The following is a 17,734-nucleotide window of genomic DNA, read 5'->3' as shown; positions in this document are numbered from 1 at the left end:
TCCATTTATGGTACAGTAATTTTCACAATCCATAGTCCACCTTTAATGATTATGTCTAGTCCATCTTCCTTTTTGCTAACATATTCTATTAAAAAGCAAGAAGGTGGTTTTTCATGTATATAAACTGGCTCCCAAATTGTCAAGATGACACTATCAAGATTCATTCGAGCGTACTCCCTCCATCTATCAAGAACGAAATAACAGTTTGTATCGGTGGACTTAAGAAAAATATGAAACTAGTCATTGATGATAACCTTCCGAGAAACAGAATGGTCTTACCACTATCCATGAAGCATGGGTTTATGATTCCAGATGAAATTAAGTTTGAGATTAGATTTGAAGGATCCTCCCTTATTGTAGGTCCAGTGATTTTATTAATCCTTCCAGAGTACTATCATGAAATCTCCCATGATCTGTTAACCTATTGTGAAGCACATTTGCATCATTATGAAGAAATTAACGGATTATTTGTTATCTGCAGAAATTCCGATATTCACGTTAAATCAAAAAAAGTCAATGGCTATTGTTATGTTTTAAATAAGAACAAAACGAAGAGATGGATAAAAGGATCATTTCCTTATCCCCAAGCCGTTTTCAATCGAGCAAAGAAGTTAGAACCCTCTCTTTATAATAGTCTTTATGATGTAATCGGAGATCGTCTATTCAATAGCGACTTTATTGGTAAATGGAAACAGTATCAATTATTTACTAAGCATCCACTGACTCGAATACACCTTCCAGAGACACTGAATCTAACGAGTAGGAACGTACTAGATACGATGTTAAGTAAATACCAAATGGTTTATTTGAAGCCTCATAATTCAGCAAATGGGAAAGGAATCTTTACAATTGAAAAGAACCGTTATGGATACAAAATCAAAGATACAAATAATAAAACAGTTTATTTTAAAGTAGTGAGCAAAGCTTTAGCCTATTTAAAGGAAAAAGGAGTTTCTAGACAATATATTGTACAACAGCCTGTTCCATATCGATACAACAATAGAAATGTAGATTTCAGATTTTATATGCAGAAAAATAAAACAAAGAGCTGGACTTCACCTGGTTTTGCTGCAAAAATATCAACTGAAGATAGTATTAATACAAATTATCAAAACCGAGAGATTCTTTTGTATGGTGAAGACGCTCTTAAAACCTTGTATCAGATGAATCAATCAGAAATAAGAAAAACAGTGAATGATATGTTTGCGGTTTGTAAAGCTGCCTGTGAGGTAATTGAAAGACAAGGGGTTCATCTTGGGGACGTCGCATTTGATTTAATAATTGATAGAAACCATAAAATTTGGCTACTTGAGCTACAAATCAGGTATGGCCGTGAACGGAGTTTACCAGATCAAGTTTTTATCAAGAACATGTCTACTCCTATCGAATATGCAAAAGCATTAGCAGGCTTTTAATTGAAACTAAAAAAGAGTGAGTAACGGGGCAATTTCGCTCCTTCTTTCACTCTTTTTAATATCCAGCTAATGTTTTTAAATAATGTAGTAGAGTTGATAGCACACTTTCATATGTTTCCAAGTTCTCAAGGTAAGCAGCCATATCATGGTCATGATACAAATGGTTTACTTCTAGAATCCAGATGTTCATGTTTTTATCTATAGCGATATCAATTCCGATATCTGCGTAATGACCGAATTGATCAAATACTTTTCCGAGCTCTACACATATTGAAATGATTTCATACTCAGTTAACATTGCCTCTTCTTCCGCTAATTGAAACATGTCTTGAAGTGCCAATCTTCCTTGGTGAACCTCTGATGGATCATTTGTATAAATTTTATTTTTTCTTCCATATCTTGCAATGAAAGCAGTACATATCCACTTTTTCTTTCTGTTTTTCTGCATAACAATACGGAAATCAATATTTTTCTTTTCCATTTGATATCCTACATCCTGTTGCACAATATAACTTCCTATTCGATAATTCTTGATTATATATTTCACGACATCTTTTTTAGTTAGTAACGGTAATAGTTTTCCAGACTTATTTATATAGTGATATCCCTTATTCGTTTTTACCATCTTCACAATCCCATCTCCATATGTCCCGCCAATTGGCTTTAGGTAAACTGATGTGTATTTATCTAACATATGAAATAAGTCAGCAATTTTGGTAAAAAGAATGGTATCAGGAAGATAATCTCGAATTTGCTCATGTTGCTTTAGGAGTTCATATAGTTTCCACTTATGATAATACTTTTCATTAAACATATGGTTTTTTCCTACTACATTCTGGAGCGCTTCCATTATTTCTTCTGGTATGAAGCATCTTCTATAAAATGAGGCAGGATAAGGAAATGTCCCATTTTTCCATTGGCTTTTTTGATTAGAGGGATCGTAATAATATCCACTAATGGTTTGATTGTTTATATTAATTCCATCGACTGAACAAACATACACGAGACCGTTTATATCTTGATAACAATTAACGTAATGATCCATTTCTTCTATTCTATCTAGTTCCTCCATCGTGTTCGATAAAAGTAGTCCTATTACAGGACCAATATAAAGATTAGAATCTTCAAGCTTAACTTCATAATGGAGATGACTAGGTAGGATGAAATTTTCATCTAGAATTTCTGGAAGGATGATAGTATCTCTTGGTACTTCTTTTGAAAACTCAATGCGCATTTCTCTCTTCCAAGAGCCAATATGGACTTGAATGTCCTCTGATTCAAAATCTTTTTGTAATCTACTTGGAATAATGATGGTATTCGGATTAAGTTGCTCCTGCCAAATTATTTTCACTTTTTCTGAACTCCTTTCTATGAGTATGTATTGTTACAGTCAGTTAAAATGAAGCCTTTACTTGTGGTAAAGGCTTCATCGAGTGAATTAAAACTGATACTTATTAATCAATTAGGCCTAGAATAAGCAGAACTATTGCTAGACCTTCTAATGAATCACCAAAATTTCGGGGAACAATAATGGAACATAGGCAACATAAGCTTACGTAGAAATCTATTTCTGGAATAGTGATTGAACCAGTTGTATTATTTAGTGGAGCTCTTCCTGCAACAATGAAAGGTAGATTAACATCTGTTTCAGGAAAATTTAGGTGAACAACACCATCTTTTACATTTTCTACATTACCGAAGCCCAAAATATTGTTATTCTCCCCAACTAGTATGACTAATTTATTTCTTCCTTCAAAGTCTTCTAAAATATCTCGAAAATCTTTTCTAGCAAGGTCTTCACAATCTAAACGCTTTATTCCCATTTCTTTCACTCCTTTTATATTTCTGTAATTACGTAATTACATTAGTAGTGTATTCCGAGGAAATAAGAGAGAGACGGCGCTTGTCTTATAACAAAAGTACAAATTAAGAACTTGTACTAAATAAACTTTTTCACCATTGAACTCGTTTTTTGGTGCTTAGCCCAATCATGTTAGGAGTTATAATCACACATTAGAACAAAAGACTCAGGGCGCCCCGTCTAGCCTAAGACAGAGTGAATGGTTCTGAAGTGTGTGGTATTATTCATGACAGGTTAGGTTGACCTCGAGTAGGTTATATGGCAAAGATCGCCGCCCTTTCATCTTGGCTGGGTGCTGGAGCTCGATTCCAAGTCACTAGCCCATTCTCTTGCTGAAAACTTTTATTCTTTCTTAACTTATTAGAAATACTTGGCTAGCACCAAGTCCATTAATGCGTCTTATGCTTTTGTTTACTATTCGTTTATTCACTATTGGTAGGAAAATAGACAAACCATCTATTATATTCGCCCTAACCTATAAAAATAGGTTGAATAATATATAGGGAGTGCAAAGTTTAGGAAAGAGGGGAGTGACTACCGTGAGTGATTGTAGAAAAAAACACCCATTTCGGACCTATTGTGATAAAGATTGTTTGTGTAAATTAATTGCAGAATATAAGGGTGCAGATGTGAAAGTAAAAACTAAATCAGGAGATAAAATTGAGGGTGAATTAGAATTTGTAACAAAAGATTGTTGCGTTGTTATAATTGAGCCAGAATTAATTTCTCCATATTTAAATAAACAAGTTACCATTATTCGTTGTAAGGATATTGAAAGCTTTTCAGCTGATTTATATCAAAATGATATGAAATTAGAATAGTAGGAAAGGACAGTTACCTTGTGGAAACTGTCCTTTCATCTTTATTCATTACATTCTATATATTTCTGAAAATCTTCTACTCTATCAATAAAAATGCAATTCCTCATTAATCTAGAATCGTAACCTTTTGATGTATGATGATGTTGGTCTCCATATCGAAAATATGCATAATGGTATCTTGAATTGGAATATATTCGGTATCCATACTCGATACTATTTAAGCAAAAAAATGTATCGACTCCATTATCTCGATCTTGAAATGGAACATTATCGACAATTTCTTTTTTAAATAATAAAGTTCCCCCAAATACTACTTTTTTGGAGGTTTGCCTTTGAGTATTCGTAATCTGATTTTCATTATATGGAAGATACAATCCTAAGACTTGCTCTTTTTGAAAATACATGAAGGTAGTAGTCTTCCCGGTAATATCTGCCCTTGAATAATTAAGGTCTCGAAATGAACATTCTAGATACTTTGGACCGTAATAATCATCATCATCAAACTTAGCAATATACGTATAGTTCGCTACTTGGATACCATGATTTAAGCATTCACCAAGTGAAAATGTATCGTCCAATTCTAGCACTTTTATAGATTTATCATGACTATATATCAGTTTTTTCAAATCCTCTTGAGAATTTATATTGTGCAAAATGATGATTAGTTCCTTCTCTTTCATGGTTTGTCTTGCATAGCTCTTTAAAAGATTGTTAAGAAAAGAGGGTCTGTTTGTACAAGCAATGACTGAAATCATTCTATGAATCCCCTCCGTTTTCATGTACAAATTTAAAAAGAAGATTGGCTATTTCGTTTGCTTCGTTAATACTGATTAAAAGTTTATCAATTTCGCTTATAATGTCATATGGATAGACACCGTCAAACACTAATACTTTGGGGTTATATGCTCTTATTACGTTTATCACTGTTGAGGAAAACATCTGATTCCATACACGTCTCTTTAAAGTAGAAAGCTTTTCTGAAGGAAAAAAATAACCAATAAAACCTTCTTTATAGACTAAATGAATCGCATGACTCGTGGTGATAAAAATAATCTTTACAGATGGGTCTTGTTGTTTAAGTCGACGTGCTATTGCCAACGTTCTTGTAAGATGTCCTAAGCCAAAACCATTTGTTGGCATAAATAATATACACTTTTGAATTTCGTTAATAGTTTCCTTAGAAATCATACTTTTCCCGCCATTCGAACAGTAGATTACTATATTGTATGTGGCTTTTATCTAACTATGAAGGGTTTGTTACCTTAGATACAACCACTCATTTATTAGATCAACTTTTTTTTGGTAACATGAGAAAAAGCAGGGCGGAAAAATTGACGTAAACAATTTTCCATCCCTACTCTATTATGGATGCTTTTAAGGTTTAAGGATTACTTTTAACAGCTCTACATAATCATGAGCGCTTCCAATGTCGTTCCAATATAAAAACAATACCTTTTTTGTTGAATTACAAGGTAATTTGGCCATCAGCGAAGGCTTTTTTAAATGTAATCGCATTCATGAGCCAACAGAAGAAAGTTCTTGAACTAATTGCCATGTTTGAATATCCATTAATAGTTTGGCAGTATCCATAAATTAATGTCACTGGAGAATTTTATCAGAACATAAGTGATTTTTTAGATAAGAGAATAGAATCCTTTAAAATGCATCGATCACAAGGAGGTATTACTATAAACTACACTTGTATATCCTACATTTGCTCCACAATCTATAATGATCCTCGGGGTAAAAGATAGAGGCTTTAATTGATATTCCTTTTTTAAAAATATTTGTTCAAAGGTAAGCAAATCTGTTATTTCATTACGATAATAAATACGATGGGAGATTATGATAAATAATCAATACCTCCCTACATTACTGTTTATCTATAATGTATGAAGTAATTGTCAATATGTACCATGTATGTATTCACCGTATGGTTACGTTCCACTCATCATTTATTTAGGTACTAAGTTCCACTTCTCTTTTATACATTGTATTAATAAATACTTAGCTGGAAAAAGGAGCTTGGTCTAATGACAAATAACTCCATATTATTTGTCCCTACGAATGGTGTTGGTTTAGGTCACTTAACAAGGACTCTAGCAGTTGCAAGACGATTGAAAAAAGTTACTACCGATAGAGAATGTATCATTTTTACAACTTCACCAGCGGTTCATCTTATAAAACAAGAAGACATGCTGGGGTACCATTTACCTTCTAGTGAATTATTTAAAGGAAAGATAACTCCAAGGGATTGGAATCACCAAATGAGCGTTCATTTGCAACTCATTATTAATCAACATCAACCTTCGACCATCGTTTTTGATGGAGCATTTCCCTATGCTGGGATCTTATCAGGAATAAAAAATAAGAACATCGTGAAAGTTTGGGTAAGAAGGCAAATCAATAAGCAGCATCCAAACTATGAAAAACTTTTACAAAAAGAAAAAGATTTTAAGTATGTTGTTGTTCCGGGGGAAATAGGGCAGAAGCAAGAGAACAGCAATATTAATCAATATTTCCACTCAAATCCTGTAGTTTATTTAGATCATGAAGAGCTTCTTACGAAAGAGCAAGTTAGGAAATATTTCAATATTCCAGACGGTGATAAAGTCCTATACATTCAGCTAGGAGCCGGGAAAATTAATGATATATTCTCTCCGATACAATTTATCCTAGAAGAACTATGTACATTAGATAATACTTTCATCATACTTGGGGAGTCTCCCTTGGGAGAGCGTTTAAATATTGATGGTGAAAACATGATTACCATTAGGGATTTCCCAAATTCAAGATATTTTAATGGAATAGATCTAGCCATTTCAGCCTCAGGATATAATTCAGTTTCGGAATTGGTTTATTTTCAAGTACCGACAATATTCATACCAAATCAAAGTACTCGTGCAGATGATCAGTTAATGAGGGCAAAATTGGCTGAGGAATATGGTCCGTTCATTTCCTTACAAGATTTAAATAAGGAAAGCTTTCATCATGCTGTTAAGAGGTTGCTTTTTAATCGAGAGTTCTTTGATCAAAGGAATAAAAGCTTCACAAACGGTGCTGAGGAGATTGCGACTTTCTTATCCAATATTTGAACGTAGGTTTATGCTTTCTTTTAATATAAATATTAGAACTTATGACCTATTTCATTCCCCTTTCATACAATGAATTAAACAATGTAAAAAGGGGTTTTTATTTTGGACAGACAAAATAAAAGAACGGAGACAACAATAGGTATCATTGGATTAGGATATGTGGGACTCCCTTTAGCACTCCTATGCGTTGAAAAGGGATTAAATGTATTCGGTATAGAAGTAGATGAGCGAAAAATCGAATTATTACATCAACGAAAAAGTTATTTATCTGATATTACCAATAGTGAAATTGAAAAAGCAATGAATACACAAAGGATTCAAGTAACAAACAATTATAGTCATCTTGCTGAGGTAAACTGTATTATAATTTGTGTCCCTACCCCCCTGGAGGAGAACATTCCGAACTTATCATACGTCATTGACTCAGTAAAAGAGATTAGAAAGTATTTACAGAACGGTCAAGTCATTATTTTAGAAAGTTCTACGTTTCCCGGTACAACGGAGGAAATCGTGTTACCCATTTTAGAAGAAAGCTCCCTTATGGAAGGCAAAGATTTTTTCTTAGCCTACTCTCCTGAACGAATTGACCCTGGTAATCATAGCCACAAACTAAATAATATTGTAAAAATTGTCGGTGGTGTATCGTTAGAAAGTGGGGAAAAGGCAAAATCGTATTATGATCAACTATTTGATCATATTCACCTAGTGAGTTCATCAAAAGTAGCTGAAATGGCAAAAATTCTCGAAAATACGTATCGTTTTATTAATATTTCATTAATAAATGAAATGACAATTTTATGTGATCAGATCGGATTAGATATATGGGAAGTCATTCATGCAGCCAAAACAAAACCTTATGGATTTCAAGCCTTTTACCCGGGTCCTGGTATTGGTGGACATTGTATTCCCATCGATCCAATTTATTTAAATTGGAAACTTGAACAAATAGGGTTATCAAGTGAATTTATCAAACTTGCTAAAATCATGAACCAAAACATGATTCATTACAATATAAATGAAATATACAATATTATAGCCTCCACTTCAGAGCATCAGTCTCCAACTCTCCTAATATACGGTGTAACGTATAAACCAAATGTGAATGATATTAGACACTCTCCAGCAATTGAAATGATTGAAGAATGGTCGAAACGTAATGTCAAGGTACTTTATCATGATCCATATGTAGATGAGATACAATTGAATGGTAAAAAAATGATAAACCAAAACATTTCAAAAGAATTATTAAATACGGTCGATGCCGTTGTCATTTTGTCAAATCATGATCAGCTTCCTCGAGAACTTTTACTAAATCACTCATCACTCATATTTGATACAAGAAATGCGCTTGAAGGTCATGAGGGGAACGCAAAAGTTATTAAACTTGGAAGCTATCACAATAACAAAAATTAGTGATTGGAGGACTACTATTGTCTAAAGATAAAACTATAAATGAAATTTACTATAAAGATAAAGTGATTGTCTTAACCTATCATGACATAGATCCAAATGGAAATATGTATTCAGCATATAACATCTCGCCAAAACAGTTTGCAAATCATCTAGATAAATTGCTAGAGAATGGCTTTTATATAGTAAATATGGATCAATTCATACAATTTGTTTTAAAAGATGGTACAATTCCTCCAAACGCTGTACTACTCACGTTTGACGATGGAAACAAAAGCTTCTATGATTATGCATTTCCTGAATTAAAAAAAAGATCAATACCAGCAACAAACTTTGTTGTCGTTAAACTAATTGATTCAAGTAGGTGTCTATCTTGGGACAACATGCTGGAGATGAAACAGTTTAATTTGAACTTCTATAGTCACACGTATAACCATCACCGGAATACGAACTACGGAGAAAATAAGAGACTTCTAACAAATTTCTTATTTTTAGAAGCAGAGAATCGGTTAGAATCCGAAGCAGAATATCGAAATAGAATTAAAAAAGATTTGATCCTTGCTCAATCTATTCTAGCTGGGAAGTTGGGGGAGCAGCCAAAGCTATTATGTTTTCCATATGGTGCATATAATGAAACGGTTGTTGAGGTGGGAAAGGAAATCGGTATTCAGCTATACTTCACAGTCCAAAAAGGGATTAATAGTAGAAATCAATTCTTGATTAATCGAATAAATGCTGGAGACAACCGGATCTCGGCAAATAAGCTTATTGAAGAAATAATGAACTATTGCCCAAAATAATCAAGATGGCGGGGGATAAAAGATGGAAGTAACATTTAATCAACAACAAAATGGAATCCTTGAATTTCTCTTTGTCCCTGAAGATAATGATCCACTTCAGTATAGGGGAGCAAAATTAAGGAAAACAACCTGTGAAGTTCATCTATCGTCGGATTGGAATATCGATAAAGTCCATCCTGATATAATGGCTCTAGTAGCTATATTAATCATTTATCCATTTACTGGACCAAAGATAACCTTACCTTTCGGAATTAGCAGGCAATTTCATGATCTTTTTAAACAGACAACAAAGAAAGATATCCTACCAATAGATGAAGCTCTCAAACCAAGAATAGCTCCAATTGAATCCACTCCCTCACTTGCTTTTAGTGGAGGAGTGGATTCAACCGCTGCCCTACTTTTACTCCCATCTGAAACAAATCACTTCTTTCTAGACCGAATAAAACCAAAAGATATAAATATTTCAGATCTCTATAAGAAAGAGGCTGCAGTATTTGCATGCGAATCTCTTAAAAAAGAAGGTAAGTATGTCTTCATGATCAAAACGGACCTAGAATATATAAGAGATCCAGTTGGTTTTCCGGTAGATGTTGCCAATGCCATCCCTGCCCTTTTATACGCAGACGAACGTGGATTAGATAGTATTAGCTGGGGAACGACCATGCAATCTACCTACCGAGTTGGTGAGGTTAAATATGAAGACTACATGAAACGACTTCATTTTAGAAGGTGGGGTAAGCTGTTCGAGATCGTTGGTATGCCATTTCATCAAGTAACAGGCGGAATTTGTGATGTTGGCACTTCCCTCATCGTCATGAACTCACCGTATGCTCATCTTGCTAGATCTTGCATCCGTGGAACACTTAAGGAATCCTGCCATAATTGTTGGAAATGCTTCAGAAGAGGATTATTAGAAAAGACATTAAAAGGTCATTTTATTTCAAATTCAGAATTAGATGAGCTCTTTAAAATTAATGAAGCTCAATATTATCTTTCTAAAATTCCAATCCCAGGAGAAAATATTATCAGCTACATCACACATCATTATAAGGGTGACCATGTAATGATGAATGTGTTGAAAAAGAGATCAAGAGGAGACATGCTAGATGTAGCCTGGATGGAGAAATGGTATTCTCCTTCACGATTATTACTACCAGACAAATACCAATCAATGGTACAACAAGAGATTATGAAATATTTAGAAATAATGAGTAAAGAAGATGAACAGGAGGCTGAACATTGGAATTTAGAGTTCTTGCAAAACAATGAAACGATTCATCAGCTTTCTCAACAATTAAAGGAACTTTTTATATAAAACCCATCTCAAAGATAAGATGGGTTTTATTCGTTTTTTTAAGTAAAATACTTACGTACATCTACAAAGTAGCCGTCCTGTAACATCGGTACTGTTTTATATGTATTTAAACGTATACAATGTTTTACATCCGCGTCAAATCCTCTTTCTCTCAGTTCACGACCACTACCACACTCCCAGATGACATCCTCAATTTTTTCTCTTACTGAAAGAAATCCTGCCATACAAATTTTAGCTTCAGGGGATTTATCACCTCCCAGATAAGATAGGATAGCACCAGCCCCTAGGTAATCTTCAACAGCAGGACGAAGTGTATCTTCATATTCCCTAGTTTCATTCCATTGTTCTCCGCAAGGAATGATCGTAATACTCGCTTTTCTTTGCTTGCTTATTTGATTGGCAACAGAAGCGACTGCTTCCGCGTTTAGAATACCTCCAACTAATACTGCTTGTGTCTTTTTTGCAATCCAAGTACAAAACGATCCATTCATAGAAGATAAAACAAATTTCTTATTAGCATGCTCATGGGAAAACGATACCGGAGAGAGTGTTGCTTTTCCTCGTTTAGAAGCCTCCGCTCTACCTAAGATGTATTCAGCCTTCACAATATTTGCATACTCTTCCCCGTCAAGGTGAGGCGGATATGGGAAAATAACTGCTCCCATTTCTAAAGCAGAGATAACAGTTGAGGAAAAACTTAATACATCAACAATGATAACAATATCCCCTCTTTCGGCAGCTTCTCTAGCACCTCGTCTACCCCATTCCACTCTACATGAGTAAGGAGTTTGATCAAAAACCATACAAGCACCCTCTTTTTTATGTAATAGTATTTCTACCAGTAACTATAAATGGATTTTTTTAGAAGATATAGACTTATATTTATAGAAATTATATAATGTAGATTATGGACTGAAAAAAACCTCTCTTTTATAAAAGAGAGGTTTTCTTTATATCAGTACTATTTTACACTTGCCCTGTATGTGTTACATTTGTTGCTGAAAGCAAGTTGCCATCTGGATCTTCAAATCCAAATCCGCCTTTCGTTGTTCCAGGGAAAAAATTCAAACCGGTTACTTTCACTCCTTCTTGCTTTAAGAAGGCATGAAACCGTTCTAAATCTTCAATGAAAAAATCAATAATACTATGAACAACTCCAGTATTTGAATTTTTAAATGATAATCTGCTCTTATCGTCTGTTTGGACAAGGTAAAGAGTCGGTACCCCTATCCGATTTCCACCTTGAAGGTGAAGCATTGCCTGATGGTTATCTTGGTGAACCGCTTTTGTCCCTAAAACCTTATGATACCAATTACTCGATTGTTCGATATTAGAAACAGGAATTTCGATTGTTGCAATTCTTGGTACAATTCTCCACATGACGTCCTCTTCAAATTTTTCGCCTACACGTTGTTTATTAAATGTTTCCTCGACCATGGACACTAACAGCTCCTTTTTTAATTTCTCTTTTGCTCTTCGTAATCTGCTCTCGATTGCACTTTGGGAAAGCTCTAATAAATGACTAATTTCCTTAGCCGTGTAACCAGAAATATAGTGCATAACCGTAACAATCTTATATTTGTCTTCTAATTGATGTAACGCATCCCACACTGCTTCTTTTATTTCATCTGTTTGGGAGGGCTTTTCTGTTAAGAAGATGTTATCGACTAAGACTTCTTCTTGTAAACGAGTATTTTTTCGAAGCATGTCAATACATACATTTTTTGTGATCGTTATGAGCCAGCTTGAGAACTTCTCCCCTTCCTTTAAAAGTGAAAGCTTTCGCCAAGCTTTTACGAACACCTCTTGAGCTATATCCTCTGAAAAGCTTGAGTCTCGCGTTTTGCTTAACGCCACAGCAAATACGAGGTTCGAATATTTCCTTACTAATTCAGAGTACGCATCATAATGGCCATTTAATGATTTTTTCACGAGCTCGCTATCTTGTACTCCCACCTCATGTCCTCCTTTCTACCATATAGACGTTTCTTTTTATCGAAATCAGTCATGACGACAAAATTATCATGATAAATTTTTCTCAAACATGACCATATCGAGAGCTCTTATCCCATTTTCATAAATAGGTGATTCATATTTCAGAAAAAAATCTTTTTTTATGTGTACCATTCTAAACCCAGCCTTTTGATAAAATGCTAAGTTACCTATACTTGAATTAGCAGTACCTACAATCATCGAAGTAAAACCATTTTGTTTATATAGGTTACATGACTGTTCAATCACGACTTTTCCGAAGCCTTTGTTTCTATCATTTTCGGTTATTGCAATATTCTTTAGCTCAACAACCTTGTTCTGATGATGCGTAAATAATACCGTTCCAACTATTTGCTGATTGAAGTAAATGGCAAATAGATCACCTTCATTCATATATGTACGAACGACCTCTTCACTCTCATCTGCTAACAGTAAAAAGTGTAAATACTTATATCTGTTTTCTTGTTCAATTTCTTCTAACTTAATCATATTTAAATTGTTCATCCAATCACCTCACTAATAATATTCTATTAAGGATTGTTCTCATTTCACAAAAACTCCCGATTTAAGTTCTAGATATAGGTAGTGTTATACTATCTTTTTCATTAAAAAGGAAGTTGGTTTACCGGTTGGATATACAGTTTCGATTGTTTCCCAATTCAATTTTTCATAATACTCCCTCGCAGCATCAGTAAACAGAAAAATTTCCTTGTGACCAAGAGAAGAAGCCAGTCTCTCCGCCTCTTCCATTAAACTCTTCCCTATTCCTCTATTACGATAATGTGATGAAACAAATAAGGGTGCAATCCAAGGTGACAAATGAGTATGAGAATCTAATTCCCTATCGATTAGACAAATACTACCAACAGGTAATGTGTCCATAAAAGCAACGAGTGTAAGTGGAAGTCCATCTCTTTTTTTACTTCGAATTTCAAATTTTTTTATAGCCTTTAATAGGTTTCGATTACTTGGAATTTTATACATTTCCATCTGTTGTAAACACGCAATGGCTGGAATGAATTCACGACAATCAGTTAAAAATCGAATTTCCATTCAAAACTCACCTTTCAAATACTACATGAGATTAAATACTTGTTCGGAATGAGGATGCAGTGATTTTATATTTTTTTTTAAATACTCTTTCAAATGTACTCAAGCTACCAAAACCAGCCTTAAACGCGATGGTCGTAACAGATAAATCTGTTTCTATTAACAGTTTTTGAGCATAGTTAAGTCGCAGCATTAATAAATATTGATGAGGTGTAAAGCCAGTTAGGAACTTAAATAGGTGTGATTTACTCACACCTGATACGTTGGCTAAGTCGTTCAAGTCTATTTCTAGCTTAAAATTTTCATGCAAAAAATCAATGGCTCCATGTATCGGTCGATATAACGTTTTATACTTTGCTTTGATAAATTTATCTGCATGTGATCCATTATGAATGGATAAAAAATGAACAGCAAGATCCCACTGTAATTCTACCTGTAAACGTTTATCCAATGGGTTGTGTATAAGCATGTTCGTTAATTCTTTTATATTCTCATAAATGCTGGTGGCACCTATAATAATGAAAAGGTTGTCACAGATCAACATTTAATTACGTCCCTTCTCCCAGATGATTTACCGTTTTTTAATAAAGCAATCATTACATTTCTATCCACTAAAAAAAAATGAATGATTACCGGTGAAAACATCGGTATTTTTATCGGAGGACTATAAATGAACGAAAACCTATATTCAATACTTGAGGATGAAAAGAATATTAATATTAGCGTTATAAATTCTACTAACTCTCTTCTACAAACGCTATGTTATGATGGACCGAGGGATATTCGTTCCATGACAAAAAGTATCATGTCCCTATTAGTTGGAATATCCATCTCGAAAAACTATATAAAATCTACTGACACACGAATACAAGATTATTTACCAAATGCACCTTCTTCTCTTACCATTCGAGATCTTCTTCTTATGTGTTCAGGATTTGATATCGATGACCATCAGCTAAATCATTTAATTAGTGGCAGTACACACTGGGTCGATGATATTTTAAAATTACCAACGGAGGCTCCATCTTTCAAATACAAAGGAGTGGATTACCATTTATTATCTGCCATCTTAACGAAAGCTACGGGCGTAAGTGCGCTTGAATTTGCTGAGGAATTTTTATTTTCACCGTTAGAAATTAACGATTTTAAATGGAGCACTGACCCCGATGGCTATAATGTTGGAAGCACTAGCCTTAAGCTTCCATTTGATGGTTTAGTGAAATTATCTAAATTGCTGTTACAAAATGGTACTTATTTAGATATGGAAATTTTACCAGCTGAATGGCTACGCCTAGCTGCCTCAACACAGATATCTACTACTCTTCCTTATGGGAATTATGGATATGGCTTTTGGACAAGTTCCTTTAAAAACCACCATCTATACCGCGCTATTGGAACAGGAGGACAGCAAATTCTCATTATTCCTGATAAGGACATTGCCATTGTTCTTACAGCTGATCCAAAAGAGTTCAATTTTGAAAGAAGCGAAAATGTTACAAATCGTATATTAAGAATGATGATAGAATAGTTGCTTACCTACGGATAAGCAACTATTTATCTACCTATCTAAAATCCATTATAATACTCTTGCATAATGATTGAACCCGTGTGGTGTAATATTCCCCCTTTTCTTTATCTTGTAAATAAGAAAGGAATAGAACTGCAAGCATAACGGCTGTATCCAATCGATAAATGAGGCGGATGATACGCGGTGTAATGTCAATCATTTCATCTTTACCATATCCCTTCAAAAACTCAGTTTCATCAACCTCATTGGTTTCAACTGTACGCATTACATCAAGAACTGGATTTCCAATAAGGGCATTATTCCAGTCTACGATTGCTTTGATTTGCCCATTTTCGCTAATTAAATTTGCTGGCCGTATATCCATATGCAAGAGACAAGTTTGATCATCGTCATGCTGTAAGATCGTTTCTAGTTCTTTTTGACTTATAAATTCTATCGGTACCGAGGTTATCCGCTTGAATACTTCAAATCGATTCGTGATTCTTTCGGAAAGGATTTTACTCATCTTTCTTGAATCAATAGTTCGTAGCTTGTTAATTGGAAGTTGATGAAGTTTGGAAGTTAGCAACCCAATCTCATAGGAAGAAGTCGGATTTTGATCTCCTCGTATAAAGTGTGAAACAAGAAAATCGATATCTTCATCTAAGTGAAGATGAATCACTTCCGGAACTGGCAACCCGTATTTAAAACAATGAGAGGCGATTTCTGCCTCTTTTTGCAGCTGGATTCTACTGTCAAACTCCCCTTCATTATCATTTAACACTCTCTTATTCCAAGGGACACGAATAGCAAATAACCTCTTTTCCATATTCTCAATTTTAAACACCGCATTCTCAACACCATATCCTGCTAGACACAATGTATTTGTATCCCACTCATGATAGGATTTGTTTATGACTTGTATTAATTTTTTCTCTAATTCCTCTGCTTGTTTGAGTTTATTTTTCATATGATCACCTATACTTTTTTCTTTGTATTAATATATCTATTATACTGACTAATTCGTATACTCTAAGTTTTTCAGGCCTACTGAATGCATGCTTTGCTTTTGATAATCGATGTTTCTTCAAGCCTATGTAATAGAAGAATAAGCTGAAAAGTGCTATGAGTCCCATCGAGAGAAACATTACCGTACCACCTACTTGCAGCAGATCATTCCTCCAATCCATGGACCAAGAAAACTGCCGAATTCACTGAATCCTTGTGCTCCTTTTTGGCCTTCAAGAACTACGTTCTATAAATTGAAAATAATGCTTATCCCAATCGGAAAGCAAGCTAACACTTTTATCCCTAATTTCCGTTAAATTCATTGGAATTGCTTCAACCCATGGAGATAAGATTTCATATATTTCACCTGCTGGCAATTTTGAAAACCACTGTAGAAACCCTTCCACTGTTTGATTACTAGGGCATTTAGAAATAAGAAATACCATTCTATGAAGTAGCTACCCATTTTACATCTTCGAAATTGGCAGCAATTCTAGCAGGCAACTTGGATTTTGTCTCGGTATATCATTCATCCTTAAGGTGCAATCCCTTTAAATTTCTAAAAGCTATGTACGTGTAAAAACTAGTAACTAACTCATAGTTTATCGAATACATATCTATTGTTCGACCACCTTCGAATGAAAATCATAAAAAAAATCATATACGAACCCACATCAAACTGTCAATATATAGCAAATATAGAATTTAATGTTTTATACCTCGATAGACTATGACTATATCATTCTATGTTTTTATACATAAAGTACTATATAATATAGGAATAAGGTATTGATAAATGTAGGAGTGGCATTGATGAATAAAATCGGTGATTTTTTATATAGAATATGTGAATGGATCATGAGATTGGCATTTGTTAATTTTCTTTGGATTATCTTTACTTTTGTAGGCATGATTATACTTGGATTTTTCCCATCGACAATGGCGATGTTCTCGATTATCCGAAAATGGTTGCTCAAACAAGAAGATTTTCCTCTTTTTAAGACATATTGGACCATCTTTAAACAAGAATGGTTTAGAAGCAATGTAATAGGTGGAATCCTTATCATGATTGGGTATATCATTTACTTAGAGTTTTCAATCCTACAAATACATACACAAGGAATCTTACAGTATAGTAAATATCCTCTTTTAGTGCTAGCTATCATTTTTTGCTTAGTTTGCTTATATATTTTTCCAATCGACGTACATTTTCATCTTAAGCTGCCACATGTGTTTAAGAATTCACTTTTTATCATGCTTATTAGTCCCATTCCAACCTTTATCATGATCCTTGGACTTATGTTGATTTACTATGTTGTGAGGATACTCCCGCCTCTATTACTTTTTTTTGGCGGAAGTGCTACTGCATGTTGGATCATGTGGTGCTGTTATCAAAGCTTTCTAGCCATTGATCGTAAGAAAGAAAAATATAAAGAGACGATTAACCCCTAATCCTTTGG

The 17,734-nt window shown here is 34.2% G+C and carries 19 protein-coding genes; 8 read left to right on the top strand and 11 right to left on the bottom strand.

What is annotated here, in order from left to right; translation table 11 throughout:
* Nucleotides 1–5 precede the first annotated feature (5 nt).
* Nucleotides 6–164: a hypothetical protein gene (locus ACFSCX_RS02760; protein ID WP_377926574.1), complete on the bottom strand. Its 159-nt coding sequence runs from the start codon at nucleotides 162–164 to the stop codon at nucleotides 6–8.
* Nucleotides 165–230: 66 nt separating this feature from the next.
* On the opposite strand from ACFSCX_RS02760, the gene ACFSCX_RS02755 reads away from it, so the two are divergent.
* Nucleotides 231–1,415 (top strand): YheC/YheD family endospore coat-associated protein, encoded by a 1,185-nt coding sequence (locus tag ACFSCX_RS02755; protein ID WP_377926573.1) that lies wholly within the window; start codon nucleotides 231–233, stop codon nucleotides 1,413–1,415.
* A 55-nt stretch (nucleotides 1,416–1,470) separates the two neighbouring features.
* On the opposite strand, the gene ACFSCX_RS02750 is transcribed toward ACFSCX_RS02755, so the two are convergent.
* Nucleotides 1,471–2,766: a YheC/YheD family endospore coat-associated protein gene (locus tag ACFSCX_RS02750; protein WP_377926572.1), complete on the bottom strand. Its 1,296-nt coding sequence runs from the start codon at nucleotides 2,764–2,766 to the stop codon at nucleotides 1,471–1,473.
* A gap of 103 nt (nucleotides 2,767–2,869) precedes the next feature.
* Nucleotides 2,870–3,238 carry a hypothetical protein gene (locus ACFSCX_RS02745; protein ID WP_377926571.1) on the bottom strand — a complete coding sequence of 123 codons (369 nt, stop codon included), beginning with the start codon at nucleotides 3,236–3,238 and terminating at the stop codon, nucleotides 2,870–2,872.
* A 577-nt stretch (nucleotides 3,239–3,815) separates the two neighbouring features.
* Between ACFSCX_RS02745 and ACFSCX_RS02740 the strand changes: the two genes are divergently transcribed.
* A complete protein-coding gene (locus ACFSCX_RS02740; RefSeq protein ID WP_377926570.1) occupies nucleotides 3,816–4,097 on the top strand; it encodes a hypothetical protein in 282 nt (93 codons plus the stop codon).
* Nucleotides 4,098–4,138: 41 nt separating this feature from the next.
* On the opposite strand, the gene ACFSCX_RS02735 is transcribed toward ACFSCX_RS02740, so the two are convergent.
* Complete coding sequence (locus ACFSCX_RS02735; RefSeq protein ID WP_377926569.1) at nucleotides 4,139–4,852, bottom strand: glycosyltransferase family 2 protein; 714 nt, start codon at nucleotides 4,850–4,852, stop codon at nucleotides 4,139–4,141.
* A gap of 1 nt (nucleotide 4,853) precedes the next feature.
* Entirely contained in the window at nucleotides 4,854–5,285 is a 432-nt protein-coding gene (locus tag ACFSCX_RS02730) for a hypothetical protein (RefSeq protein WP_377926568.1), read from the bottom strand.
* A gap of 845 nt (nucleotides 5,286–6,130) precedes the next feature.
* Here ACFSCX_RS02730 and ACFSCX_RS02725 point away from each other — a divergent pair.
* The 4 genes from ACFSCX_RS02725 to ACFSCX_RS02710 all read left to right on the top strand — a co-directional run bounded on the left by ACFSCX_RS02725 (nucleotide 6,131) and on the right by ACFSCX_RS02710 (nucleotide 10,717).
* Nucleotides 6,131–7,192, top strand: coding sequence for a glycosyltransferase (locus ACFSCX_RS02725; RefSeq protein ID WP_377926567.1), 1,062 nt, complete (start codon nucleotides 6,131–6,133; stop codon nucleotides 7,190–7,192).
* Between the two features lie 102 nt (nucleotides 7,193–7,294).
* Nucleotides 7,295–8,605 (top strand): nucleotide sugar dehydrogenase, encoded by a 1,311-nt coding sequence (locus ACFSCX_RS02720; protein ID WP_377926566.1) that lies wholly within the window; start codon nucleotides 7,295–7,297, stop codon nucleotides 8,603–8,605.
* 17 nt (nucleotides 8,606–8,622) lie between these two features.
* A complete protein-coding gene (locus tag ACFSCX_RS02715; protein ID WP_377926565.1) occupies nucleotides 8,623–9,402 on the top strand; it encodes a polysaccharide deacetylase family protein in 780 nt (259 codons plus the stop codon).
* Between the two features lie 22 nt (nucleotides 9,403–9,424).
* The gene (locus ACFSCX_RS02710; protein ID WP_377926564.1) at nucleotides 9,425–10,717 is read left to right on the top strand and encodes a DUF6395 domain-containing protein; all 1,293 of its coding nucleotides are present in this window, start codon (nucleotides 9,425–9,427) and stop codon (nucleotides 10,715–10,717) included.
* Nucleotides 10,718–10,755: 38 nt separating this feature from the next.
* Here ACFSCX_RS02710 and ACFSCX_RS02705 read toward each other — a convergent pair whose 3' ends face one another.
* From ACFSCX_RS02705 to ACFSCX_RS02685, 5 genes are all read right to left on the bottom strand, one after another.
* Nucleotides 10,756–11,520: a 2-phosphosulfolactate phosphatase gene (locus ACFSCX_RS02705; RefSeq protein ID WP_377926563.1), complete on the bottom strand. Its 765-nt coding sequence runs from the start codon at nucleotides 11,518–11,520 to the stop codon at nucleotides 10,756–10,758.
* 163 nt (nucleotides 11,521–11,683) lie between these two features.
* On the bottom strand, nucleotides 11,684–12,673 hold the full coding sequence (locus ACFSCX_RS02700; RefSeq protein WP_377926562.1) for a sigma-70 family RNA polymerase sigma factor: 990 nt from the start codon (nucleotides 12,671–12,673) through the stop codon (nucleotides 11,684–11,686).
* A 66-nt stretch (nucleotides 12,674–12,739) separates the two neighbouring features.
* Nucleotides 12,740–13,213 (bottom strand): GNAT family N-acetyltransferase, encoded by a 474-nt coding sequence (locus ACFSCX_RS02695; RefSeq protein ID WP_377926561.1) that lies wholly within the window; start codon nucleotides 13,211–13,213, stop codon nucleotides 12,740–12,742.
* An 84-nt stretch (nucleotides 13,214–13,297) separates the two neighbouring features.
* A complete protein-coding gene (locus ACFSCX_RS02690) occupies nucleotides 13,298–13,762 on the bottom strand; it encodes a GNAT family N-acetyltransferase (RefSeq protein WP_377926560.1) in 465 nt (154 codons plus the stop codon).
* 31 nt (nucleotides 13,763–13,793) lie between these two features.
* Nucleotides 13,794–14,303, bottom strand: coding sequence for a helix-turn-helix transcriptional regulator (locus tag ACFSCX_RS02685; protein ID WP_377926559.1), 510 nt, complete (start codon nucleotides 14,301–14,303; stop codon nucleotides 13,794–13,796).
* A 126-nt stretch (nucleotides 14,304–14,429) separates the two neighbouring features.
* Here ACFSCX_RS02685 and ACFSCX_RS02680 point away from each other — a divergent pair, with 126 nt between their 5' ends.
* Nucleotides 14,430–15,287, top strand: coding sequence for a serine hydrolase domain-containing protein (locus ACFSCX_RS02680; protein ID WP_377926558.1), 858 nt, complete (start codon nucleotides 14,430–14,432; stop codon nucleotides 15,285–15,287).
* 34 nt (nucleotides 15,288–15,321) lie between these two features.
* Here the strand turns inward: ACFSCX_RS02680 and ACFSCX_RS02675 are convergent, their stop codons facing one another.
* Nucleotides 15,322–16,236, bottom strand: coding sequence for a phosphotransferase family protein (locus ACFSCX_RS02675; protein WP_377926557.1), 915 nt, complete (start codon nucleotides 16,234–16,236; stop codon nucleotides 15,322–15,324).
* 851 nt (nucleotides 16,237–17,087) lie between these two features.
* Here ACFSCX_RS02675 and ACFSCX_RS02670 point away from each other — a divergent pair.
* On the top strand, nucleotides 17,088–17,726 hold the full coding sequence (locus ACFSCX_RS02670) for a YesL family protein (RefSeq protein WP_377926556.1): 639 nt from the start codon (nucleotides 17,088–17,090) through the stop codon (nucleotides 17,724–17,726).
* Nucleotides 17,727–17,734: the final 8 nt, after the last annotated feature.

It is taken from the genome of Bacillus salitolerans (assembly GCF_042680805.1).
Lineage (GTDB): Bacteria > Bacillota > Bacilli > Bacillales > SA4 > Bacillus_CJ > Bacillus_CJ salitolerans.
The sequence above is the reverse complement of the archived record's forward strand: the minus strand, read 5'-3'. Positions and strand labels throughout refer to the sequence as shown.